This window comes from Rahnella laticis (genome assembly GCF_015644585.1).
In the GTDB taxonomy this organism is placed as follows: domain Bacteria; phylum Pseudomonadota; class Gammaproteobacteria; order Enterobacterales; family Enterobacteriaceae; genus Rahnella; species Rahnella laticis.
Map to the genome: position 1 here is coordinate 108319 of NZ_JADOBI010000015.1, position 17600 is coordinate 125918.

Annotated in this window: 15 protein-coding genes and 1 riboswitch; of the genes, 7 read left to right on the forward strand and 8 right to left on the reverse strand. The window is 53.6% G+C overall.

Translation table 11 applies throughout. From position 1 onward, the window contains the following. Window positions 1–122 precede the first annotated feature (122 nt). The 6 genes from IV433_RS23500 to IV433_RS23525 form a co-directional block, all read right to left on the reverse strand. A complete protein-coding gene (locus IV433_RS23500) occupies window positions 123–1208 on the reverse strand; it encodes an aminopeptidase P family protein (protein WP_195816161.1) in 1086 nt (361 codons plus the stop codon). Window positions 1209–1260: 52 nt separating this feature from the next. Then, window positions 1261–2496 (reverse strand): PTS fructose transporter subunit IIC, encoded by a 1236-nt coding sequence (locus IV433_RS23505; protein ID WP_195816162.1) that lies wholly within the window; start codon window positions 2494–2496, stop codon window positions 1261–1263. A gap of 36 nt (window positions 2497–2532) precedes the next feature. Then, window positions 2533–2853, reverse strand: coding sequence for a PTS fructose transporter subunit IIB (locus tag IV433_RS23510; protein ID WP_152325041.1), 321 nt, complete (start codon window positions 2851–2853; stop codon window positions 2533–2535). A 6-nt stretch (window positions 2854–2859) separates the two neighbouring features. Then, window positions 2860–4245: a Sapep family Mn(2+)-dependent dipeptidase gene (locus tag IV433_RS23515; protein ID WP_195816163.1), complete on the reverse strand. Its 1386-nt coding sequence runs from the start codon at window positions 4243–4245 to the stop codon at window positions 2860–2862. Window positions 4246–4358: 113 nt separating this feature from the next. Further along, window positions 4359–5381 carry a LacI family DNA-binding transcriptional regulator gene (locus tag IV433_RS23520; RefSeq protein WP_195816164.1) on the reverse strand — a complete coding sequence of 341 codons (1023 nt, stop codon included), beginning with the start codon at window positions 5379–5381 and terminating at the stop codon, window positions 4359–4361. A 189-nt stretch (window positions 5382–5570) separates the two neighbouring features. Continuing rightward, window positions 5571–6332 (reverse strand): glutathione peroxidase, encoded by a 762-nt coding sequence (locus tag IV433_RS23525; protein WP_152325044.1) that lies wholly within the window; start codon window positions 6330–6332, stop codon window positions 5571–5573. A 160-nt stretch (window positions 6333–6492) separates the two neighbouring features. Here IV433_RS23525 and oxyR point away from each other — a divergent pair, with 160 nt between their 5' ends. Next, the gene (gene oxyR, locus IV433_RS23530) at window positions 6493–7416 is read left to right on the forward strand and encodes a DNA-binding transcriptional regulator OxyR (RefSeq protein WP_152325045.1); all 924 of its coding nucleotides are present in this window, start codon (window positions 6493–6495) and stop codon (window positions 7414–7416) included. Here the strand turns inward: oxyR and sthA are convergent. Then, complete coding sequence (sthA, locus tag IV433_RS23535; protein ID WP_152325046.1) at window positions 7399–8799, reverse strand: Si-specific NAD(P)(+) transhydrogenase; 1401 nt, start codon at window positions 8797–8799, stop codon at window positions 7399–7401. The two genes, oxyR and sthA, sit on opposite strands and share 18 nt — an antisense overlap. Before the next feature lie 212 nt (window positions 8800–9011). Here sthA and fabR point away from each other — a divergent pair, with 212 nt between their 5' ends. The 4 genes from fabR (at window position 9012) to bglB (ending at window position 13092) form a co-directional block, all read left to right on the forward strand. Continuing rightward, entirely contained in the window at window positions 9012–9692 is a 681-nt protein-coding gene (fabR, locus tag IV433_RS23540) for an HTH-type transcriptional repressor FabR (protein WP_152325047.1), read from the forward strand. Then, window positions 9667–10026 carry a YijD family membrane protein gene (locus tag IV433_RS23545; protein ID WP_195816165.1) on the forward strand — a complete coding sequence of 120 codons (360 nt, stop codon included), beginning with the start codon at window positions 9667–9669 and terminating at the stop codon, window positions 10024–10026. Before fabR ends, IV433_RS23545 begins: the two co-directional genes overlap by 26 nt. A 310-nt stretch (window positions 10027–10336) precedes the next feature. After that, window positions 10337–11923, forward strand: coding sequence for an MFS transporter (locus IV433_RS23550; RefSeq protein ID WP_195816166.1), 1587 nt, complete (start codon window positions 10337–10339; stop codon window positions 11921–11923). Between the two features lie 29 nt (window positions 11924–11952). After that, window positions 11953–13092, forward strand: coding sequence for a beta-galactosidase BglB (gene bglB, locus IV433_RS23555; protein WP_195816167.1), 1140 nt, complete (start codon window positions 11953–11955; stop codon window positions 13090–13092). A gap of 66 nt (window positions 13093–13158) precedes the next feature. Here the strand turns inward: bglB and trmA are convergent, their stop codons facing one another. Beyond that, window positions 13159–14259 carry a tRNA (uridine(54)-C5)-methyltransferase TrmA gene (gene trmA / locus IV433_RS23560; protein WP_195816168.1) on the reverse strand — a complete coding sequence of 367 codons (1101 nt, stop codon included), beginning with the start codon at window positions 14257–14259 and terminating at the stop codon, window positions 13159–13161. A gap of 141 nt (window positions 14260–14400) precedes the next feature. After that, a riboswitch (cobalamin riboswitch) is annotated at window positions 14401–14674 on the forward strand. 69 nt (window positions 14675–14743) lie between these two features. Between trmA and btuB the strand changes: the two genes are divergently transcribed. Both btuB and murI read left to right on the forward strand, forming a co-directional pair. Beyond that, window positions 14744–16606, forward strand: coding sequence for a TonB-dependent vitamin B12 receptor BtuB (gene btuB / locus IV433_RS23565; RefSeq protein ID WP_195816169.1), 1863 nt, complete (start codon window positions 14744–14746; stop codon window positions 16604–16606). Continuing rightward, entirely contained in the window at window positions 16551–17432 is an 882-nt protein-coding gene (gene murI, locus IV433_RS23570) for a glutamate racemase (protein WP_195816170.1), read from the forward strand. Before btuB ends, murI begins: the two co-directional genes overlap by 56 nt. The last annotated feature ends 168 nt before the right edge of the window (window positions 17433–17600 follow it).

The window sequence follows — 17600 nt, forward strand, 5'->3', positions numbered from 1 at the left end:
AATGATGACAGAAGCTAGACCTTAAAAGGAGTGCGCGTTGTGAGGAGGTTCACAGGTATGAGGAATGCAGAATAAGTGAAGGGGAAAAGGCGGGCAGGCGTCCGCCTGAAATTAATCTGGAGTCAAAAATATTTAATCAACTCACTCATCTCCTCCCAGTCCCGCGGGCTTTTCGTCAGCACTTCGCTGCCGCTTTCTGTTACCAGAACATCATCCTCAATTCTCACACCGCCCAGACCCGGAACATAAATGCCCGGTTCGATGGTGATCACCATGCCTGGTTCCAGCGGTTGCGTATTTTGCGGGCTGAGCGCGGGGGCTTCGTGGACATCCAGACCTAATCCATGCCCCAGATTGTGGCTGAAGTACTCGCCAAATCCGGCCGCAGAAATAATATCGCGCGCCACGGCATCAAGTTCCTGACAACGAATTCCCGGCCTGACGGCGTCGCGTGCGGACTGCTGAGCCAGAAGTACCGTGTCGTATAACGTTTTCAGTTCTGAACTGACGCTGCCCAGTGCGAACGTCCGTGTCATATCGGAACAGTAATGCTGAAAGACCGCGCCAAAATCAATTGTCACTAATTCACCCGCCGCGAGTTTTTTATCCGTCGGGCGCCCGTGTGGCAACGCGCCGCGCAGGCCGGAGACCACCACGGTATCAAACGATGTTTTGCTGCCACCGGCCTGACGGACCGCCATTTCTATATGATCCGCCAGCGCTTTCTCGCTGATACCTGGCCGGATCAGCGGCTTTATAGCCTGCAAGGCGCGATCGGCAATCGCCGCCGCTTCACGGATTTTCGCGATTTCATCGGCATATTTATGCACACGCAGAACCGATGCGTCCCAGTGTTGCAGCGGCGCGTTGCACTGGTTTTCCAGCGTTTTCCAGGCCAGATGAGACAGCGCGCTGGCATCGGCAAACAGCGTTTCATCACCGGAAATATGCTGCGCAAGAACCTCTGCCAGCGGAAGTTTTGCGGTGAGCGTGACGACTTCTGTGTTGGGATTGTTCTGCCGGCATTCCGCGCTGTAGCGGCCATCGACCAGTATCAGCAGATGGTCTGCGGTAACCAGCACGTAGCCGGACGCGCTGTAGAGATCAGCCAGCGAATATTTGCTGAATCTGTCTGTGAGTAAAACGGCGGACATGCGATGTTCTGCCATGTGCTGGCGCAGGACATTAAGGCGTTGCTGACGGCTCATGTTTCCTCCCGTGAGCAGAACAGGCCGCGGGTGCGCCCTGTCAGGATGGCGATCAGGCGATTTCGAGTAAGCCTTTTTTGATCAGACGGTTGCGGTAGAACACGCAGGTTACGGCGATAAACAGTGAACCGCCTGCCAGACCAATCAGGTAGGCCGGAATGTTGCTGATCAGCGGCCATGCCCAGATCGCGGATTCCGGGAACCATTGCACCGCGCCGAGCGAAACCCCCAGCAGCGCGCCGATAATGGCCCCGATCACGTACACCGGGATCACAAACCCCGGACGTTCGAGCGCAAACGGAATAGACCCTTCGGAAATCCCCATAAAACCGAGGAAAATCGCGGTGCGGCCAATCTGGTTGAACTGGCGATCGTAAACACGCCGCCCGACCAGCCATTTGTCGATCACCGTCGACAGCCCGAGACCGAACGAAGGAATAACGACCGCCAGACAGCGCGCGGTGATCGGCAACACTTTTTCCGTCGTAAAGCCGAGCGCCACGAATCCGGCGGCTTTGTTCACCGGACCGCCGAGATCAAACGCCGTCGCCGCTGCCAGTAAGGTTGCGTAGAAATACGTGCCCGCCGCGCCTGCGGCCTGCAAGGCTTCACGGATGAGCGTGTTCAGCCAGCCGCCAATTGGGGTTATCAGGAAAACCATCAGCAACATCGCGACAATGGCGGAAATCAGCGGGATGAAGAAGGTGGTTTTGAATGCCAGCCAGTTGTGCGGCAGTTTGATGGTGTTGTTCAGCCAGCGGACGAAATAGCCCACGACGAAGGCAATCACGATAGCACCCAGAAAGCCTGAAGCGACCGGCGCAGCGGCTGCCCATTCACCATTGATCAGAGCCGGAATAGCGACAGGTTTAATCGAGACATAACCGCCGATAAACCCGGCCGCCAGCGCGGTTTTGCCGCCGATAGAGTTGGCGGTAAATGCCGCGAACATCGGAATAGCGAAGCCAAAAAGCGTGAAACCGAAGCTTTCCATGATGCTGGCGATTTGCAGCATCCAGACTGAACTGCCGCTGAAGCGCCCGCTGTTGAGCGCCGCCATGATGGATTCGTCCGGCGACATTCCCAGAAAAACATAAGGAATGATTTGCGACAACGCGCCAATCAGACCGCCCATGATCAGCACCGGGATCATGTAGGAAATGCCGGTCATGATGTGTTTGCTGAATTCTTTCCAGGCATGGCTCTGGCCTTTACCCGCTGGCCCCGCAGACGGCGTGTCGGACGCCTGGCTGTGACCGGTATTAATGACTCTTTTTCTTATCGCCACGGAAAACTCCTTGCGCTTAAAAAAGCAAAAGTGGGATCACTGGGCCTGATCGGCCTCAATCTCATCAATCAGGCCGCCGGCATTTTTCACTGCATCTTTCAGTTCAACTTCATACACTTCGACGCCGTTAAAACGCTCGATATTTTGCGGCGTAATGCCGGTAGCGTGGATGATGACCGTAGCCTGCGCGATATCTTCTGCCGTCAGTTCGTTCTGAATGCCGTCGGCACCCTGTGTTTCAATTTTCACGTCATAACCGCGCTGGCGGGCGGCGACTTCAATGGCTTCGGCGGCCATAAAGGTATGAGCAAGACCCATCGGGCAGGCGCACAGCGCAATCAGTTTTTTTGCAGACATCGTGAATTACCTCGTGTTATCGGAAGAAGCGGCGGGCAGATTTGCCAGCCGGTAAAGGGCTTCGGCGTAGATGCCGATGGCACTGATAAAACGGCTCAGGCTGCCGTATTCGTCCGCGCCGTGTGTATTGCCTGAGGAGCCGTCGGGAAATTCGCAGCCAAAAATCACCGCGTTTTGCATTGCGCTGGCGTAACTGCCTGCGCCTGTGGTGCGCGACGGGTGGTTTGTATCGCCGGTATGACGGGTGTAAATCTCGTGCAACGTCTTCACCAGCGCGCTGTCCGGCGGATAAAGGCTGGGTGATTTGACCGGCTCAATGTTGATGTGGCTGTCAGGCCAGCTGAGGTTCCAGATCGAGAGCCGTTCAGCGATATTTTCCGGGGTCAGGTTTTCGGGATAACGGACGTTCAGCGTCAGCGACATCATCCCGTTCTTGATGTTCAGGACGACGGGAACCAGCAGGATCTGACCGCATTCTCCCGGCGTATCCAGCGCGAATTGCACGCCGCTCTGGCCGGTTTCTGGCGCGGTGATTTCGCAAAGTTGTTGTGTCCAGCGTGCGCTGAAACGCTGATGAAGCAGTTGTGCGGCACCGGCAATCGGATTCAGACAGGCTTCTGGTTTTGAGGAGTGTCCGCCGCAACCATAAAGCTGCCAGTGATTAATTTGCCCCGGCTCGGCCAGCAACGTAAAACCGTCGGGTAACGTCCAGCCGCCGGAGGAGAGCGACAATCCGTTCAGCCGGGCGACGTCCGGGATGGTGTTCAGCACGCTGCCGCAGGATACGGTCAAATCAGGCTGTTCAACCGGCGACGTCAGCCTGACCAGCAAAGAGCCTTTTTCGCCGTAAATCACCGGGAATTTTCCGTCCGGCGTGAAAGCAAAGTCAGGTTGCGGCTGCGATTCAAAATAGCGGCGAATGCAGCGGAAACCGGTCTCTTCGTTGCCGCCCGCCACCAGCCGGATGCGGCGTGAGAGAGGAAGATTCAGTTCACGCAGAATATCCAGCGCCAGCCAGGCGGCAATCATCGGGCCTTTGTCATCCACGACGCCGCGGCCAATCAGATTGTCGCCCAACCGCGAGAGCTGATACGGCGGAAAATGCCAGCCGTCACCGGCGGGAACTACGTCAGCGTGACCGAAGACATACACGATTTCCTCGCCGCTGCCGTATTCAATATGGACGGCGTGGTTGTCGACATTGAGCGTGTTCAGCCCGGCGTCGTCGCCGAGTTTTTGCCACCAGCTGAGCGCGTCGGCAACGCCACGGCCAAAAGGCGCATCCTGCTGCTGGCTGGCTGCGTCGAACGGCGAAGGGATCGCCACCCATTGGGCGAGTAAGGTGAGGAAATGCTGCGCCCGATCCCGGGCATGCGCTGCGAAGTCAGTCATTGACGTTAACCCTCCGAAAAACATGGTCACAGCATTGGGTCTGGCGGAAAAACCGTCAAAAGGCAGGGTTCAGAATTGATAAATAAAACGGGTAAAATTTTTCGCCGGTTTTTTTAAGCAGAAGCGAGAAACGCCGGAGATACCTTCAGACGCGGGTCGTCAGGCAATAATGACTCTCCGGCCAGCTGCGCATGCAGGCATTCCACTGCCCGCGTCGCCATCTCGGTATGACGTGCGGCAACCAGTGGCAAAGCCAGTTTCAGGGAATGTTCGCACTCGCCGAAACCCGTCAGTGCGATGCGCCGCGAGAACAGCCGCCACCGGGAGGTTTGCAAACCCTCGGCCAGCGCGTGATGCGCGGCCAGTAATACTGTCGGGTTGTCGCAAAGGATCGCGGAAATTTTGGGGCTTTGTTTAATGAGCTGAGTGACTGCGCGGAAGCTGTCGTCAAACGTTGCCGCGCAGGGCTGACTTAACGATGCGGAAAACGCCAGACCGGCTTTCCCGAGCGCGAGGGAAAGGCCGCCCAGCCGCTCGGCGCGAACCAGCGAATGATTTTCCCCGCCGAGATAACCAATATTCTGATGCTGTTGTTGAAGTAACGCGTCCGCTGCCATGTGTGCGGCCAGCGCATTGTCGGGATGAATTGTCGCGAGCGGACCGGTATGGAAATGCGTGCCGACGGCGGTCAGCGCCACATGCCGCGCCGTCGCCCGCGCATGCAGGGCTTTCAGCGTATCAGGCTGTGCATTGAGTAATTTCCCGCAAACGAAAATCCCGCGCACGTCCTGCGCCAGAAGCTGCGCGGCGTGCTCCAGAAGCGTTGAGGTGTCTGCGTAGCCCGGTATAAGTGTGAAGCCGGTTTGTTGCAGCGCACGGGACAATTCGGGGAGTAAACCGGCGGCGAAAGCGCAATCCGGTGAAAGCAGAATGCCCGATCGTGTGAAAGGTGTGACTGACGGCGTGGCCGGCAAACGGTAACCGAGCTGATCGATAGCCTGATAAATGCGCTCCACCCCTTCGGGGGATATCCGTCCTTTGCCGCCGAGCACCAGCGAAACCGCCGCAACGGAAACGCCTGCCAGACGCGCGACATCCTGCTGAGTAATTTTAGTGCGGGGTTTTTGCGCCGTCATCGTCCTGCCATTCGAATAAATTGACCGCAAAGTGTTGCAGGAGAAGGTCGGAAAAAAACGGGCTGAGATCGCAGAAACAAAAAAATGGCGGGCACTAAGCCCGCCGAAAGTTCACGTAGTCTAACTTTGCTTTTTTGTTGGTAATGCAGGGATTATCGTCTTACTTCTTACAGCTGTTTCCGGTGAAGCTTATTGTGCAACTTCGCACACTTCTTGTGTTTCTGAATGCAGGTAAACGTCCAGATCGTCGCTTCCGCCGATGTGGCGCCCACCGATAAAGACTTGCGGCACGGTCGCGCGGCCGGTGACAGCGCGCAGGCTGACGGTGGTGGCGTCTTTGCCCAGTACGATTTCTTCATACTGAATACCGCGTTCCTGCAACATCTGCTTGGCTTTGGCACAGAACGGGCAGCCCGGTTTGGTGAATACGGAAACCGATTCCTGCACTTTGTATTCTGGTGCCAGGTATTTCAGCATTGTGTCTGCATCTGACACTTCAAACGGGTCGCCCGGTTTGTTTGGCTCAACGAACATTTTCTCGACCACGCCGTTACGTACCAGCATGGAATAACGCCATGAACGCGGGCCGAAACCTAAATCCGCTTTCTCGACCAGCATGTCCATGCCTTTGGTGAATTCACCGTTGCCGTCCGGAATAAAGGTAATGTTCGATGCCTTCTGTTCTGATTTCCAGGCATTCATAACGAACGTGTCGTTAACGGAGACGCACAGAATGCTGTCGACGCCGTGTTGTCTGAATACCGGTGCCAGTTCGTTGTAACGCGGCAGATGGCTTGAAGAACAGGTCGGGGTAAATGCGCCCGGCAGTGAAAAGACAATCACTGTTTTGTTTTTGAACAATTCATCGGTGCTGAGATCTACCCACTGATCGCCCTGGCGGGTGTGAAAAGTAACGTGCGGTACGTGTTTCCCTTCCTGGCTTGCAAACATGAATAACCTCTTAATTAATCGATAGAATATGAATTATTTTCGGCATTGCCGTTTCGTTGGAAGGCATTATTCACGATAATGGTTGATAGATATAATCGTTGATTGCTATCTTATCTATCGTTATCGGCTATCGCATTGCCTTATAGGGACTGGAGGAAAAATGAACATTCGTGATTTAGAGTATCTTGTGGCACTGGCAGAGTTTCGCCATTTTCGTCGTGCAGCAGACTCCTGCCATGTCAGCCAGCCGACGTTAAGCGGGCAAATCCGTAAGCTGGAAGATGAACTGGGCGTGATGCTGCTTGAAAGAACCAGTCGTAAGGTGCTGTTTACACAAGCCGGTTTACTGCTGGTAGATCAGGCGCGCACGGTGCTGCGTGAAGTGAAAGTCCTCAAAGAGATGGCCAGCCAGCAGGGCGAAGCGATGTCCGGGCCGATGCATATCGGGCTAATTCCTACCGTCGGGCCTTATCTGTTGCCGCAAATCATTCCTTCACTGCATAAAACATTCCCTAAACTCGAAATGTATCTGCACGAAGCACAAACCCATCAGTTACTGGCGCAGCTCGACAGCGGAAAACTCGATTGCGCAATTCTGGCGCTGGTCAAAGAAAGCGAAGCCTTTATTGAAGTGCCGCTGTTTGATGAGCCGATGAAACTGGCGATCTACGACGATCATCCGTGGGCATCCCGCGATCGCGTGGCGATGGCAGATCTGGCCGGTGAAAAGCTGCTGATGCTGGAAGACGGACATTGTCTGCGCGATCAGGCGCTCGGTTTTTGCTTCCAGGCAGGGGCGGACGAAGATACGCATTTCCGCGCAACCAGTCTGGAAACGCTGCGGAATATGGTGGCGGCGGGAAGTGGCATTACGTTGCTGCCTTCGCTGGCCGTGCCGAATGAACGCAGCCGCGATGGCGTCACCTATCTGACATGTGACAAACCGGAACCCCGCCGCACGATCGCGCTGGTGTATCGTCCCGGTTCGCCACTGCGTGGGCGCTATGAACAACTGGCCGAAGCCATCAAAGAGCACATGCAACCTTATATGGATAAAGCCGCGGGCTTAAAAAAGGCGGTTTAATCCGTTCAGTGCCGCTACGCGATAAGCTTCTGCCATGGTCGGATAGTTGAAGGTCGTATTAACGAAATACTCGATAGTATTGCCTTCGCCTTTCTGTTCCATAATGGCCTGACCGATATGGATAATTTCCGCCGCACGCTCTCCAAAGCAGTGAATACCCAGAATTTCTTTGGTATCACGATGGAACAGCAGTTTGAGGCTCCCCACATTCATTCCGGCGATTTGCGCGCGTGCCAGATGTTTAAACTGCGCGCGGCCCACTTCGTAAGGCACCTTCATGGACGTCAGTTCCTGCTCGGTTTTGCCGACGGAGCTGATTTCAGGAATGGTATAAATGCCGGTCGGAATGTTTTCGATCAGATGAACTTTCGCTTCGCCCTGAATCATCGCCTGTGCGGCAATGCGGCCCTGGTCGTAAGCCGCTGAAGCCAGGCTCGGATAGCCGATGACGTCGCCGACGGCATAAATATGCGACAACGCCGTCTGATACATGCTGTTTACTTTGAGCAAACCGCGGCTGTCGGCTTCCAGACCAATATTTTCCAGACCCAGTTTGTCAGTGTTGCCGGTGCGTCCGTTGGCGTACAGCAGCGCGTCAGCCTTCACTTTCTTACCGGATTTCAGGTGCATGATCACGCCGTCTTCCACACCTTCAATCATCTCGAATTCTTCGTTGTGGCGGATGACCACACCGTTATTCCAGAAGTGATAAGACAGCGCGTCTGACATTTCCTGATCGAGGAAAGACAGCAACCGGTCACGGGTATTGATTAAGTCCACTTTTACGTTCAGACCGCGGAAGATAGACGCATATTCGCAGCCGATAACGCCCGCGCCATAAATGATGACGTGGCGGGGTTCGTGGCTCAGTTCAAGGATCAGGTCGCTGTCATAAATGCGCGGATGACCAAAATCGACGTTGGCCGGACGGTAAGGGCGCGAACCGCAGGCAATCACGATGTTGTCGGCGGTGATTTGTTCGTGTGTGTTATCGGCGTAGCGGATGTTGATGGTATTGGCATCGACAAAACTGGCGTCGCCGGAGAACAGCTGGCACTGGTTTCTTTCGTAGAAACCCTGGCGCATGCGGGTTTGCTGATTTATGACGGAATCGGCGTGACGCAAAATATCCGGGAAACTGGAGCTCAGGGTGCGGGAGTTATCACTGTAGAGCGGGTTTTGATTAAATTCGATGATTCTGCTGACGGCGTGACGCAGTGCTTTGGAAGGGATGGTTCCCCAGTGAGTACATCCGCCACCGACGTTGTTATAGCGTTCGATGACAGCAACCCGGGCGCCTTGTTTAACCAGTCCCATCGCGGCGCCTTCTCCGCCAGGGCCTGAGCCAATGATGATGGCATCAAAATGTGAGTGCTGTGGCATAGTTCGAAACCTATTTTTATACAAAATCACAACGAGAAAGTAACATATTACACCTAATTACCCCACATGCAGTTGTCATTTAATGGTAATACGGCAACATTCTGACCCACTTTATGCTGTGGTATCTATGGCTCCGCCCGGTAAAAATTTTGGTATAGTGAAGCGATAACGGGCGAATAATCAAAAAGAAGAACATTATCCGGATGAATGTTATGGGCGTAAGAGCACAACAAAAAGAGCGCACGCGTCGCTCACTGATTGAAGCGGCTTTTAGCCAGCTCAGTGCCGAGCGCAGCTTTGCCAGTCTGAGTTTGCGTGAAGTGTCCCGTGAAGCGGGCATTGCGCCGACGTCCTTTTACCGGCATTTCCGTGACGTGGATGAACTGGGTCTGACGATGGTTGATGAAAGCGGTTTGATGCTGCGTCAGCTGATGCGTCAGGCGCGCCAGCGTATTGCCAAAGGCGGCAGCGTGATCCGCACGTCGGTTTCGACTTTCATGGAATTCATCGGAAATAATCCCAACGCCTTTCGTCTGCTGTTGCGCGAACGTTCCGGTACGTCTTCGGCGTTTCGTGCGGCCGTCGCCCGTGAAATTCAGCATTTTATTGCGGAACTTGCCGACTATCTGCAACTCGAAAACCACATGCCGCGCAGTTTCACCGAAGCGCAGGCCGAAGCGATGGTGATCATTGTTTTCAACGCCGGTGCGGAAGCGCTGGATGTGGATATCGCACAGCGCCGCCAGCTGGAAGAGCGTCTGGTGTTGCAGCTGCGCATGATTTCTAAAGGCGCGTATTACTGGTATCGCCGGCAGCAGGAAAGAACGGCGGTGACGCCTATTCACAATAAGACCAGAGGTAAAGAAGATGACCGAACAAGCGAACCAGGATAATGGCACTCTGGTTTTGGCTTTGATTGCCGGACTGTCTATTAATGGCACTTCCGATGCATTATTCAGCTCTGTCGTTGCGTTTTCGATATTCCCGATAATCGCTCTGGTGTTGTCGGTGTATTGCCTGCATGTTCGTTATCACAAAGGCGAAATGCCCAAAGGTTTGCCGGTGCTGGCTGCGGCCTCTTTCCTTCTCGGATTGTTACTCTACAGTACGTTTGTCCGCGTGGAATATCCTGAATTAGGGTCAAATTCTCTGCCATTGCTGATCAGTGTTGTGCTTTTGTTCTGGATAGGTCTGAAGCTGAAAAAACGTAAATCGACGACGCAGTAACTTCCTCATTCTTATGAAAAATCAGGCAACTTCGGGTTGCCTTTTTTATGCCTTACGCCTGACCGCGACCTTTTGTAATCTTCTCCGACTGTCTTTTTATGAACTGTCATTTCATAAATATCAAACCTATGTTCAATATTTAGATATTGATCGTCCACTTCTTTATTTCTTTGCCATAAAGTCTGTCTGAGTGGCAAAAATCAAAAGGTTTTCATCCGGGCTCCTCGCTAATTTGAATCATGGCCGGACGAAGTATTTTCGTTCGCATTCAGCCTACGCCTATAGGTGATTTAACAGAGGCAAGACGGCAATGAAAACACGTAAGATCGGATTCTTTAATTACATCGCCTACGGATCTGGCGATTTTCTGGGGGCGGGCACAACGGCCCTGACCGCGGCGTGGCTGCTCTATTTTTACACCACGTTTTGCGGCCTTTCGCCCATCGAAGCGACCTTTATCTTCGCCACGGCGCGTGTACTCGACGCCGTGCTCAGCCCGTTAATGGGTTATCTCACGGATAACTTTGGCAATACCTGGCTCGGCAAACGGTTTGGTCGTCGTAAGTTCTTTATTCTGCTCGGTATTCCCTGCGTGTTCAGCTACAGCTTCATGTGGGTGGGCGACATGGGATATGCGTATTACCTGCTGACCTATCTGCTGTTCGATATCGTTTACACCATGATTCTGGTGCCGTATGAAACGCTGGTGCCGGAAATGACCGACGATTTCAAACAGAAAACCAAATTCTCCGGAGCCCGTATCGCGCTGGCCCAGCTTTCTGCCATTCTCGCCGCTTTCCTGCCGGGCATTCTGTTACAGCATTTCGGCAAAGATAACGCCATTTCCTTCTTCTATTCGAGCCTGGTCTTTGCGGTGATCTGCGCCTTCGTGCTGACGCTGGTGTACTTCTTTACCTGGGAACGGCCGGAAGAACTCAAATCTGAAGCCACGAAGAAAATTGAGCGTGAACGCCAGCAACTGACGCTGGCGCAAAGCCTGAAACGCCTGAAAGTGGAACTGTCCTCGACGTTGCGTATCAAGATTTTCCGCCAGCATCTGGGTTTGTATCTTGGCGGCTATATTGCGCAGGACGTGTTTAATGCCGTCTTCACGTATTACGTGGTGTTTGTGCTGATGCAAAGCGCGGCGGTGGCTTCCAATCTCATGGGCATGATGGCGATTCTGCAATTTGTTGCGGTTATCGGCATGATCCCGCTGTGTATCCGCTTCGGACCGGCACCGTCTTATCGTCTGGCCGTAACGTTATTCGGGCTGGCGGCGATTTCTTACGGCGTGCTGTATTACACCGGAATGAACGATTCGATGTCGTTATTGCTGCTGATTTCTGCACTGGCAGGGCTCGGGCGCGGCGGGATCAACTACGTGCCGTGGAATATCTACACCTATATCGCCGATGTCGATGAAACCATTACCGGCCAGCGCCGCGAGGGGATTTTCGCCGGTGTGATGACGCTGACGCGCAAAGCCTCGCAGGCCGGTGCCGTAATGCTGGTGGGGATTATCCTGCAACTCGCCGGATTTGTTTCCGGGCAGAGCCAGCAGGTTCCGGCTGTCGGCCACACCATTCTCGGCGTTCTGGTGATCGGCTCACTGCTGATGCTCAGCATGGGCTTCATCATTTCACTGTTCTTCCGCCTTAATCAGAAAACGCACGGCGTGCTGACCTGCGAAACGCAGAAAATGCGTGATGCGAACCGCATCGTGCCGGAGCAAATTACGCCGGAAGACCGGGCGACCGTTGAAATGCTGACAGGGATGAAATACGAATCGCTGTGGGGCAACAACAATATTGGTTATCTGCATCGCCATAATCCGCCACCTGAAAAGCTGACCCGTGAAAATGCCGCCGTAATTCCGGCACAGGGACGTTTGTAATTTTGGTGAACATTTATCAGGAGAACACCATGAAAGTTTTTGAAGTGAAACACAGTGCGCTTTTACGCCAGCCGGAACATTTCATTTCGCGCAATGAACTGAAAGCGCTGATCCACAATGTGACGGACAATCTGGTGAATATCGAAGATAAAACCGGTGAGTTCCTGTTGCGGCTCGACGACGGCCGCGTCATTGATACCAAAGGTTGGGCAGGCTGGGAATGGACGCACGGCATCGGGCTTTACGGTATTTATCAGTATTATCAGCAAACCGGTGACGAGAAAATGCGGGCGGTGATTGACGACTGGTTTACCGCGCGTCTGGCGGAAGGCACGCCGACGAAAAACGTGAATACCATGAGCCCGTTCCTGACGCTGGCTTACCGCTATGAAGAAACCGGTAATGCGGCATGGCGGCCCTATCTGGAGCGCTGGGCGGAATGGGTGATGTATGAAATGCCGCGCACGGATAAAGGCGCGATGCAGCACATCGTTTATAACAACGAAAACCATCAGCAAATGTGGGATGACACGCTGATGATGAGCGTGCTGCCGCTGGCGAAAATCGGGAAATTGCTGGATCGCCCGGAGTTTGTGGAAGAAGCGACGTATCAGTTTCTGATCCACGTTCAGTATCTGATGGATCGCGAAACGGGCCTGTGGTTCCACGGCTGGACGTTCGACGGGCATCATAATTTTGCGCAGGCGCGCTGGGCTCGCGGAAACAGCTGGCTGACGATTGCCATTCCTGAATTCCTTGAGCTGGTGGATTTACCGGAAAATAACGCGACCCGCCGCTATTTATTGCAGGTGCTGGAAAGCCAGGTCAGCGCGCTGGCGAAATGTCAGAATGACAGCGGTTTGTGGCATACGCTGCTCGACGATCCGCAGTCTTATCTCGAAAGCTCGGCCACCGCCGGTTTTGCCTACGGAATCTTGAAAGCGGTGCGTAAACGTTATATCGATGCGTCTTATGCGCCGGTGGCGGAGAAAGCGATTCAGGGTGTGATCAAACACATCAACCCGGCAGGGGAGCTGACGCAAACGTCCTTCGGCACGGCGATGGGTTCTGATCTGGATTTCTATCGTGAAATCGCGCTGACGTCCATGCCTTACGGGCAGGCGATGGCGATCCTGTGTCTGTCAGAATATCTGCGGGTTTACCTCTGAGATTGACGGAGCAGAAAGAGAAACGGGCACGCGGAGGTGCCCGTTTTCATGGTTAACGTGGCTGAATCAGATTTTTTCCAGCAGAACGCCGGATTCCATATGGTGCGTATACGGGAACTGATCGAACAACGCCAGACGCGTCACGCGGTGTGTCTGGCTCAGGGTTTCCAGATTTGCACACAGCGTTTCCGGGTTGCAGGAGATATAAAGGATGCGTTCGTAGCCCTGCACCATTTTCACGGTTTCATCATCCAGACCGCTGCGCGGTGGATCGACGAAAATCGTGTTGCATTCATACCCGCTTAAATCCACATCCTGCAAACGACGGAATTCACGCACGCCGTTCAGCGCCTGAGTAAAATCTTCAGCCGCCATGCGGATAATCTGCACGTTATCAATATGGTTCGCTGCAATGTTGAACTGCGCTGCGGCGACCGACGGTTTGGCGATTTCGGTTGCCAGCACGCGGCGGAAATTGCGCGCCAGAGCCAGCGAGAAGTTGCCGTTGCCGCAATACAGTTCGAGCAAATCGCCAGTGGAGTTTTCCGTGGCCTTAAGCGCCCATTCCAGCATCTGAATGTTCATCTCAGCGTTTGGCTGTGTGAAGCTGTTTTCCACCTGACGATAAATCATATCGCGCCCGCCAACCGGCAGAACTTCATCAACATAATCCTGATCCAGCATGATTTTGGTTTTGGCTGCACGGCCAATCAGCTGAATGTCAAAACCGTCGGCGCGAAGCTGGTCGCGCAGGATTGTCGCGGACTTCTGCCATTCTTCATCAAGCTTACGGTGGTAGAGCAGCGATGCGATGATTTTGCCGCTGCGGGTCGAAAGATAGTCGATCTGGAAGATCTTACGGCGCAGCGCCGGATCTTGTTTCACGGCGCCGATCAGCACCGGCATCAGACGGTTTATCAGCTCGCTGGCCGCCGGGAACTGATCGACGCGCACGCGGGCTTTGGTCTGCTGATCAAACATGATGTGGTACAGGTCGCCTTCATCATGCCAGACGCGGAATTCAGCACGCATGCGGTAATGGCTGACAGGAGAACGAAAAACGTCAGGCTGCGGCGCATTAAAAGGCGACATCATCGCCGTGAGACGTGCGGTCTTTTCCGCCAGCTGGTCGTCATATTGTTCAATGGGCAGGTTTTCAGGCGTCATCGGTTATCTCGTCTAACAAGGAATAAATGGGCGAACTTTGCGGGGGATTGTAGGGAATGTCCTCATTATGTCCAGTCCTGTCGTCTTTTTAAGGGCAACGCCGTTTCCCGACGATGGATGTCTGGATTTCCAAATGGGTTGATCGTAGGATTGCCCATCGGCCTCATTGACTGAGTTAAAAGGGAATCCGGTGTGAATCCGGAACTGGCGCGCAGCGGTATGGGGAAATCACGGCGATAGCATTCTTTATTATGCAGACACTGTTTTCTTCTTCTCTATATAGATAAGAAAGAAGGAATGGGAAGTCATCGCCCGGTGCAGGTATTTGAGTTACGCGTCTTGTCATGAATAAGTCGTGTGGTGAATCAGCCTGCAAATCCTAAGTCCGAAAACCTGCCGATATTACGTCGCATTGTTCACTGTCGTCGCGAAAACGACAGCGTCTTTCTGCGGCATCCGCCAATTAAGTTTGGATGCTCGATTCATGACAATTAAAAAGCACGTGCTGCTGACGGCATTATCCGTCACGGCTTTTTCAGGGTGGGCGCAAGACAGCACTTCCACAAACAGCAGTGATAATTTGGTCGTTACGGCTAACCGTTTTCCCCAGCCGGTTTCTTCTGTATTAGCGCCGACGGATGTCGTGACGCGTGAAGATATTGACCGCTGGCAGTCAAAATCTGTTGCTGATGTACTCCGCCGTTTACCGGGCGTCGATATTGCCCAGAACGGGGGAATGGGGCAGCAAAGTTCTTTATTCGTCCGCGGAACCAGCTCCAGCCACACTTTAGTATTAATCGATGGCGTTCGTCTGAATCAGGCCGGTATTTCCGGTTCTGCGGATATCAGCCAGATCCCGCTTTCACTGGTGCAGCGAATTGAGTTTATTCGCGGGCCACGTTCGGCGGTTTATGGCTCTGATGCAATCGGCGGCGTTGTTAACATTATTACGACGCGCGATAAAGACGGCACAACGCTTGGCGCGGGTATCGGCTCAAACGGTTATCAGAACTATAACGGCTCCACGCAGCAGAAGCTGGGCGAGAACACCACCGTCACGGCGGCGGGTGATTACACCTATACGCGCGGCATTGACGTTGTGGCCGACGGCAATACGGGCGGCGTTCCGCAACCAGACCGTGACGGGTTCATGAGTAAAACGCTCTATCTGGCACTGCAACATCAGTTTAATGACGATATCAGCGGTTTTGCGCGGGCTTACGGTTATGACAACCGCACCGCGTATGATGCATATTATTCGCCGGGCAGCGCGCTTATCGATACCCGCCAGCTTTACAGCCGAACGTATGACACCGGTCTGCGTTATCAGAACGGCATTTATGCCACGCAGCTAATCGGCAGCTACAGCCACGTCAAAGACTATAACTACGATCCGAAATACGGCCCGTACGACTCTTCCGCTTCGCTCGATGACTCCGATCAGTACAACGTGCAATGGGGCAACACCCTTCAGGTATGGAAAGGGGAAGTCAGCGCAGGCCTGGACTGGCAGAAACTGACGACTGAACCGGGCACCAGCTATCTGGCTGATGGCTATGATCAGCACAACACCGGCGTTTATCTGACCACGCAACAAAAAATCAGTGATTTCACACTGGAAGGCGCCGTGCGCAGCGATGATAACTCGCAGTTTGGTCAGCACACGACCTGGCAAAGCAGCGCAGCATGGGAATTCATTGACGGCTATCGCCTGATTGCCTCTTACGGCACCGCGTACAAATCACCGAACCTGAGCCAGCTTTACAGCGACTACTATGGCAACGCTGATCTGAAGCCGGAAGAAAGTAAGCAATGGGAAGGGGGACTGGAAGGTTTGACGGGGTCGCTGGACTGGCGCTTGTCTGTCTATCGTAACGACATCGATCAGATGATTGATTACGACAGTTCCACCAGCCGTTACTACAACATCGGGAAAGCGACGATTAAAGGCGTCGAATGGACGGGTTCATTCGATACCGGTCCGTTGCAACATCAGATTACCCTGGAATATCTCGACCCGCGTGATGCGCAAACCAACGAAATTCTGGCCCGTCGCGCTAAGCAGCAGGCGAAATACCAGATTGACTGGAATATTGCTGACATCGACTGGTCAATCAATTACCAGTATTTGGGGCAGCGTTACGACACCGACTACGGTTCGTATCCTTATCAGACGGTTAAACTGGGCGGTGTCAGCCTGTGGGATCTCGCCGCGTCATATCCGGTCACCTCACACCTGACAGTTCGTGGTAGAATTGCCAACTTGTTTGATAAAGATTACGAGACGGCTTATGGCTACGCCACACCAGGACGTGAGTACTATCTCTCTGGAAGCTATACCTTCTGATACAACACGAGTTCCTGACCGCCCGACGGTGCTGGTTTTCGATTCCGGCGTCGGCGGGTTGTCGGTTTATCATGAGGTCCGGCAGATGTTGCCGGGCCTGCATTACATTTATGCCTTCGATAATGTGGCTTTCCCTTACGGTGAAAAGTCAGAAAAATTTATCGTTGAGCGCGTCGTCGAGATTGTCAGCGCCGTCGCGAAACGCCATCCCCTCTCTATTATTGTCATTGCCTGTAACACGGCGAGCACCGTTTCACTTCCTGCATTGCGCGCTAAATTCAGCTGTCCGGTCGTCGGCGTTGTTCCTGCTATCAAACCGGCGGCGAAATTAACGCGCAACGGCGTTGTCGGGTTGCTGGCAACACGTGCGACAGTTCAGCGTCCTTATACGCATGATCTGGTGGCACGGTTCGCGACGGATTGTCAGATTTTGATGTTGGGCTCAGCCGAGCTGGTCGAACTGGCTGAAGCGAAGCTGCATGGCGAAGAAGTTTCACTGGCTGCGCTGAAGAAAATCCTGCATCCGTGGCTGCGTTTGCGCGAACCGCCCGACACCGTGGTATTAGGTTGCACGCATTTCCCGCTCCTTTCGGAAGAGTTGTCGCAGGTTTTACCCGACGGCACGCGTATGATCGACTCCGGTTCTGCGATTGCACGCCGCGCACATTGGTTAATTGAGACTTCTCACGTGCCGATTCCACAAATAAATCCGGAAGTTGAAATAGAGAGTGTGGCGTATTGCATGGCGATGACGGCTGAGGCGCAAAGTTTGCTGCCTGTTTTGCAGTCATATGGCTTCAGAAGTATCCAGGAATTGCCGCTTTAAACGTCATTTGATGAAAGATTCAGCGGTCAGTAAATTATTTGTATTTTAGGGGTTGCGGCCTTCTGAGAACTCCCTATAATGCGCCTCCACTGACCGGGAACAACGACTGACAAGTCGCTCGGACAGGAAGAGAAAAAGATGAAAGTTCGAATGAATAATCTCTTGACT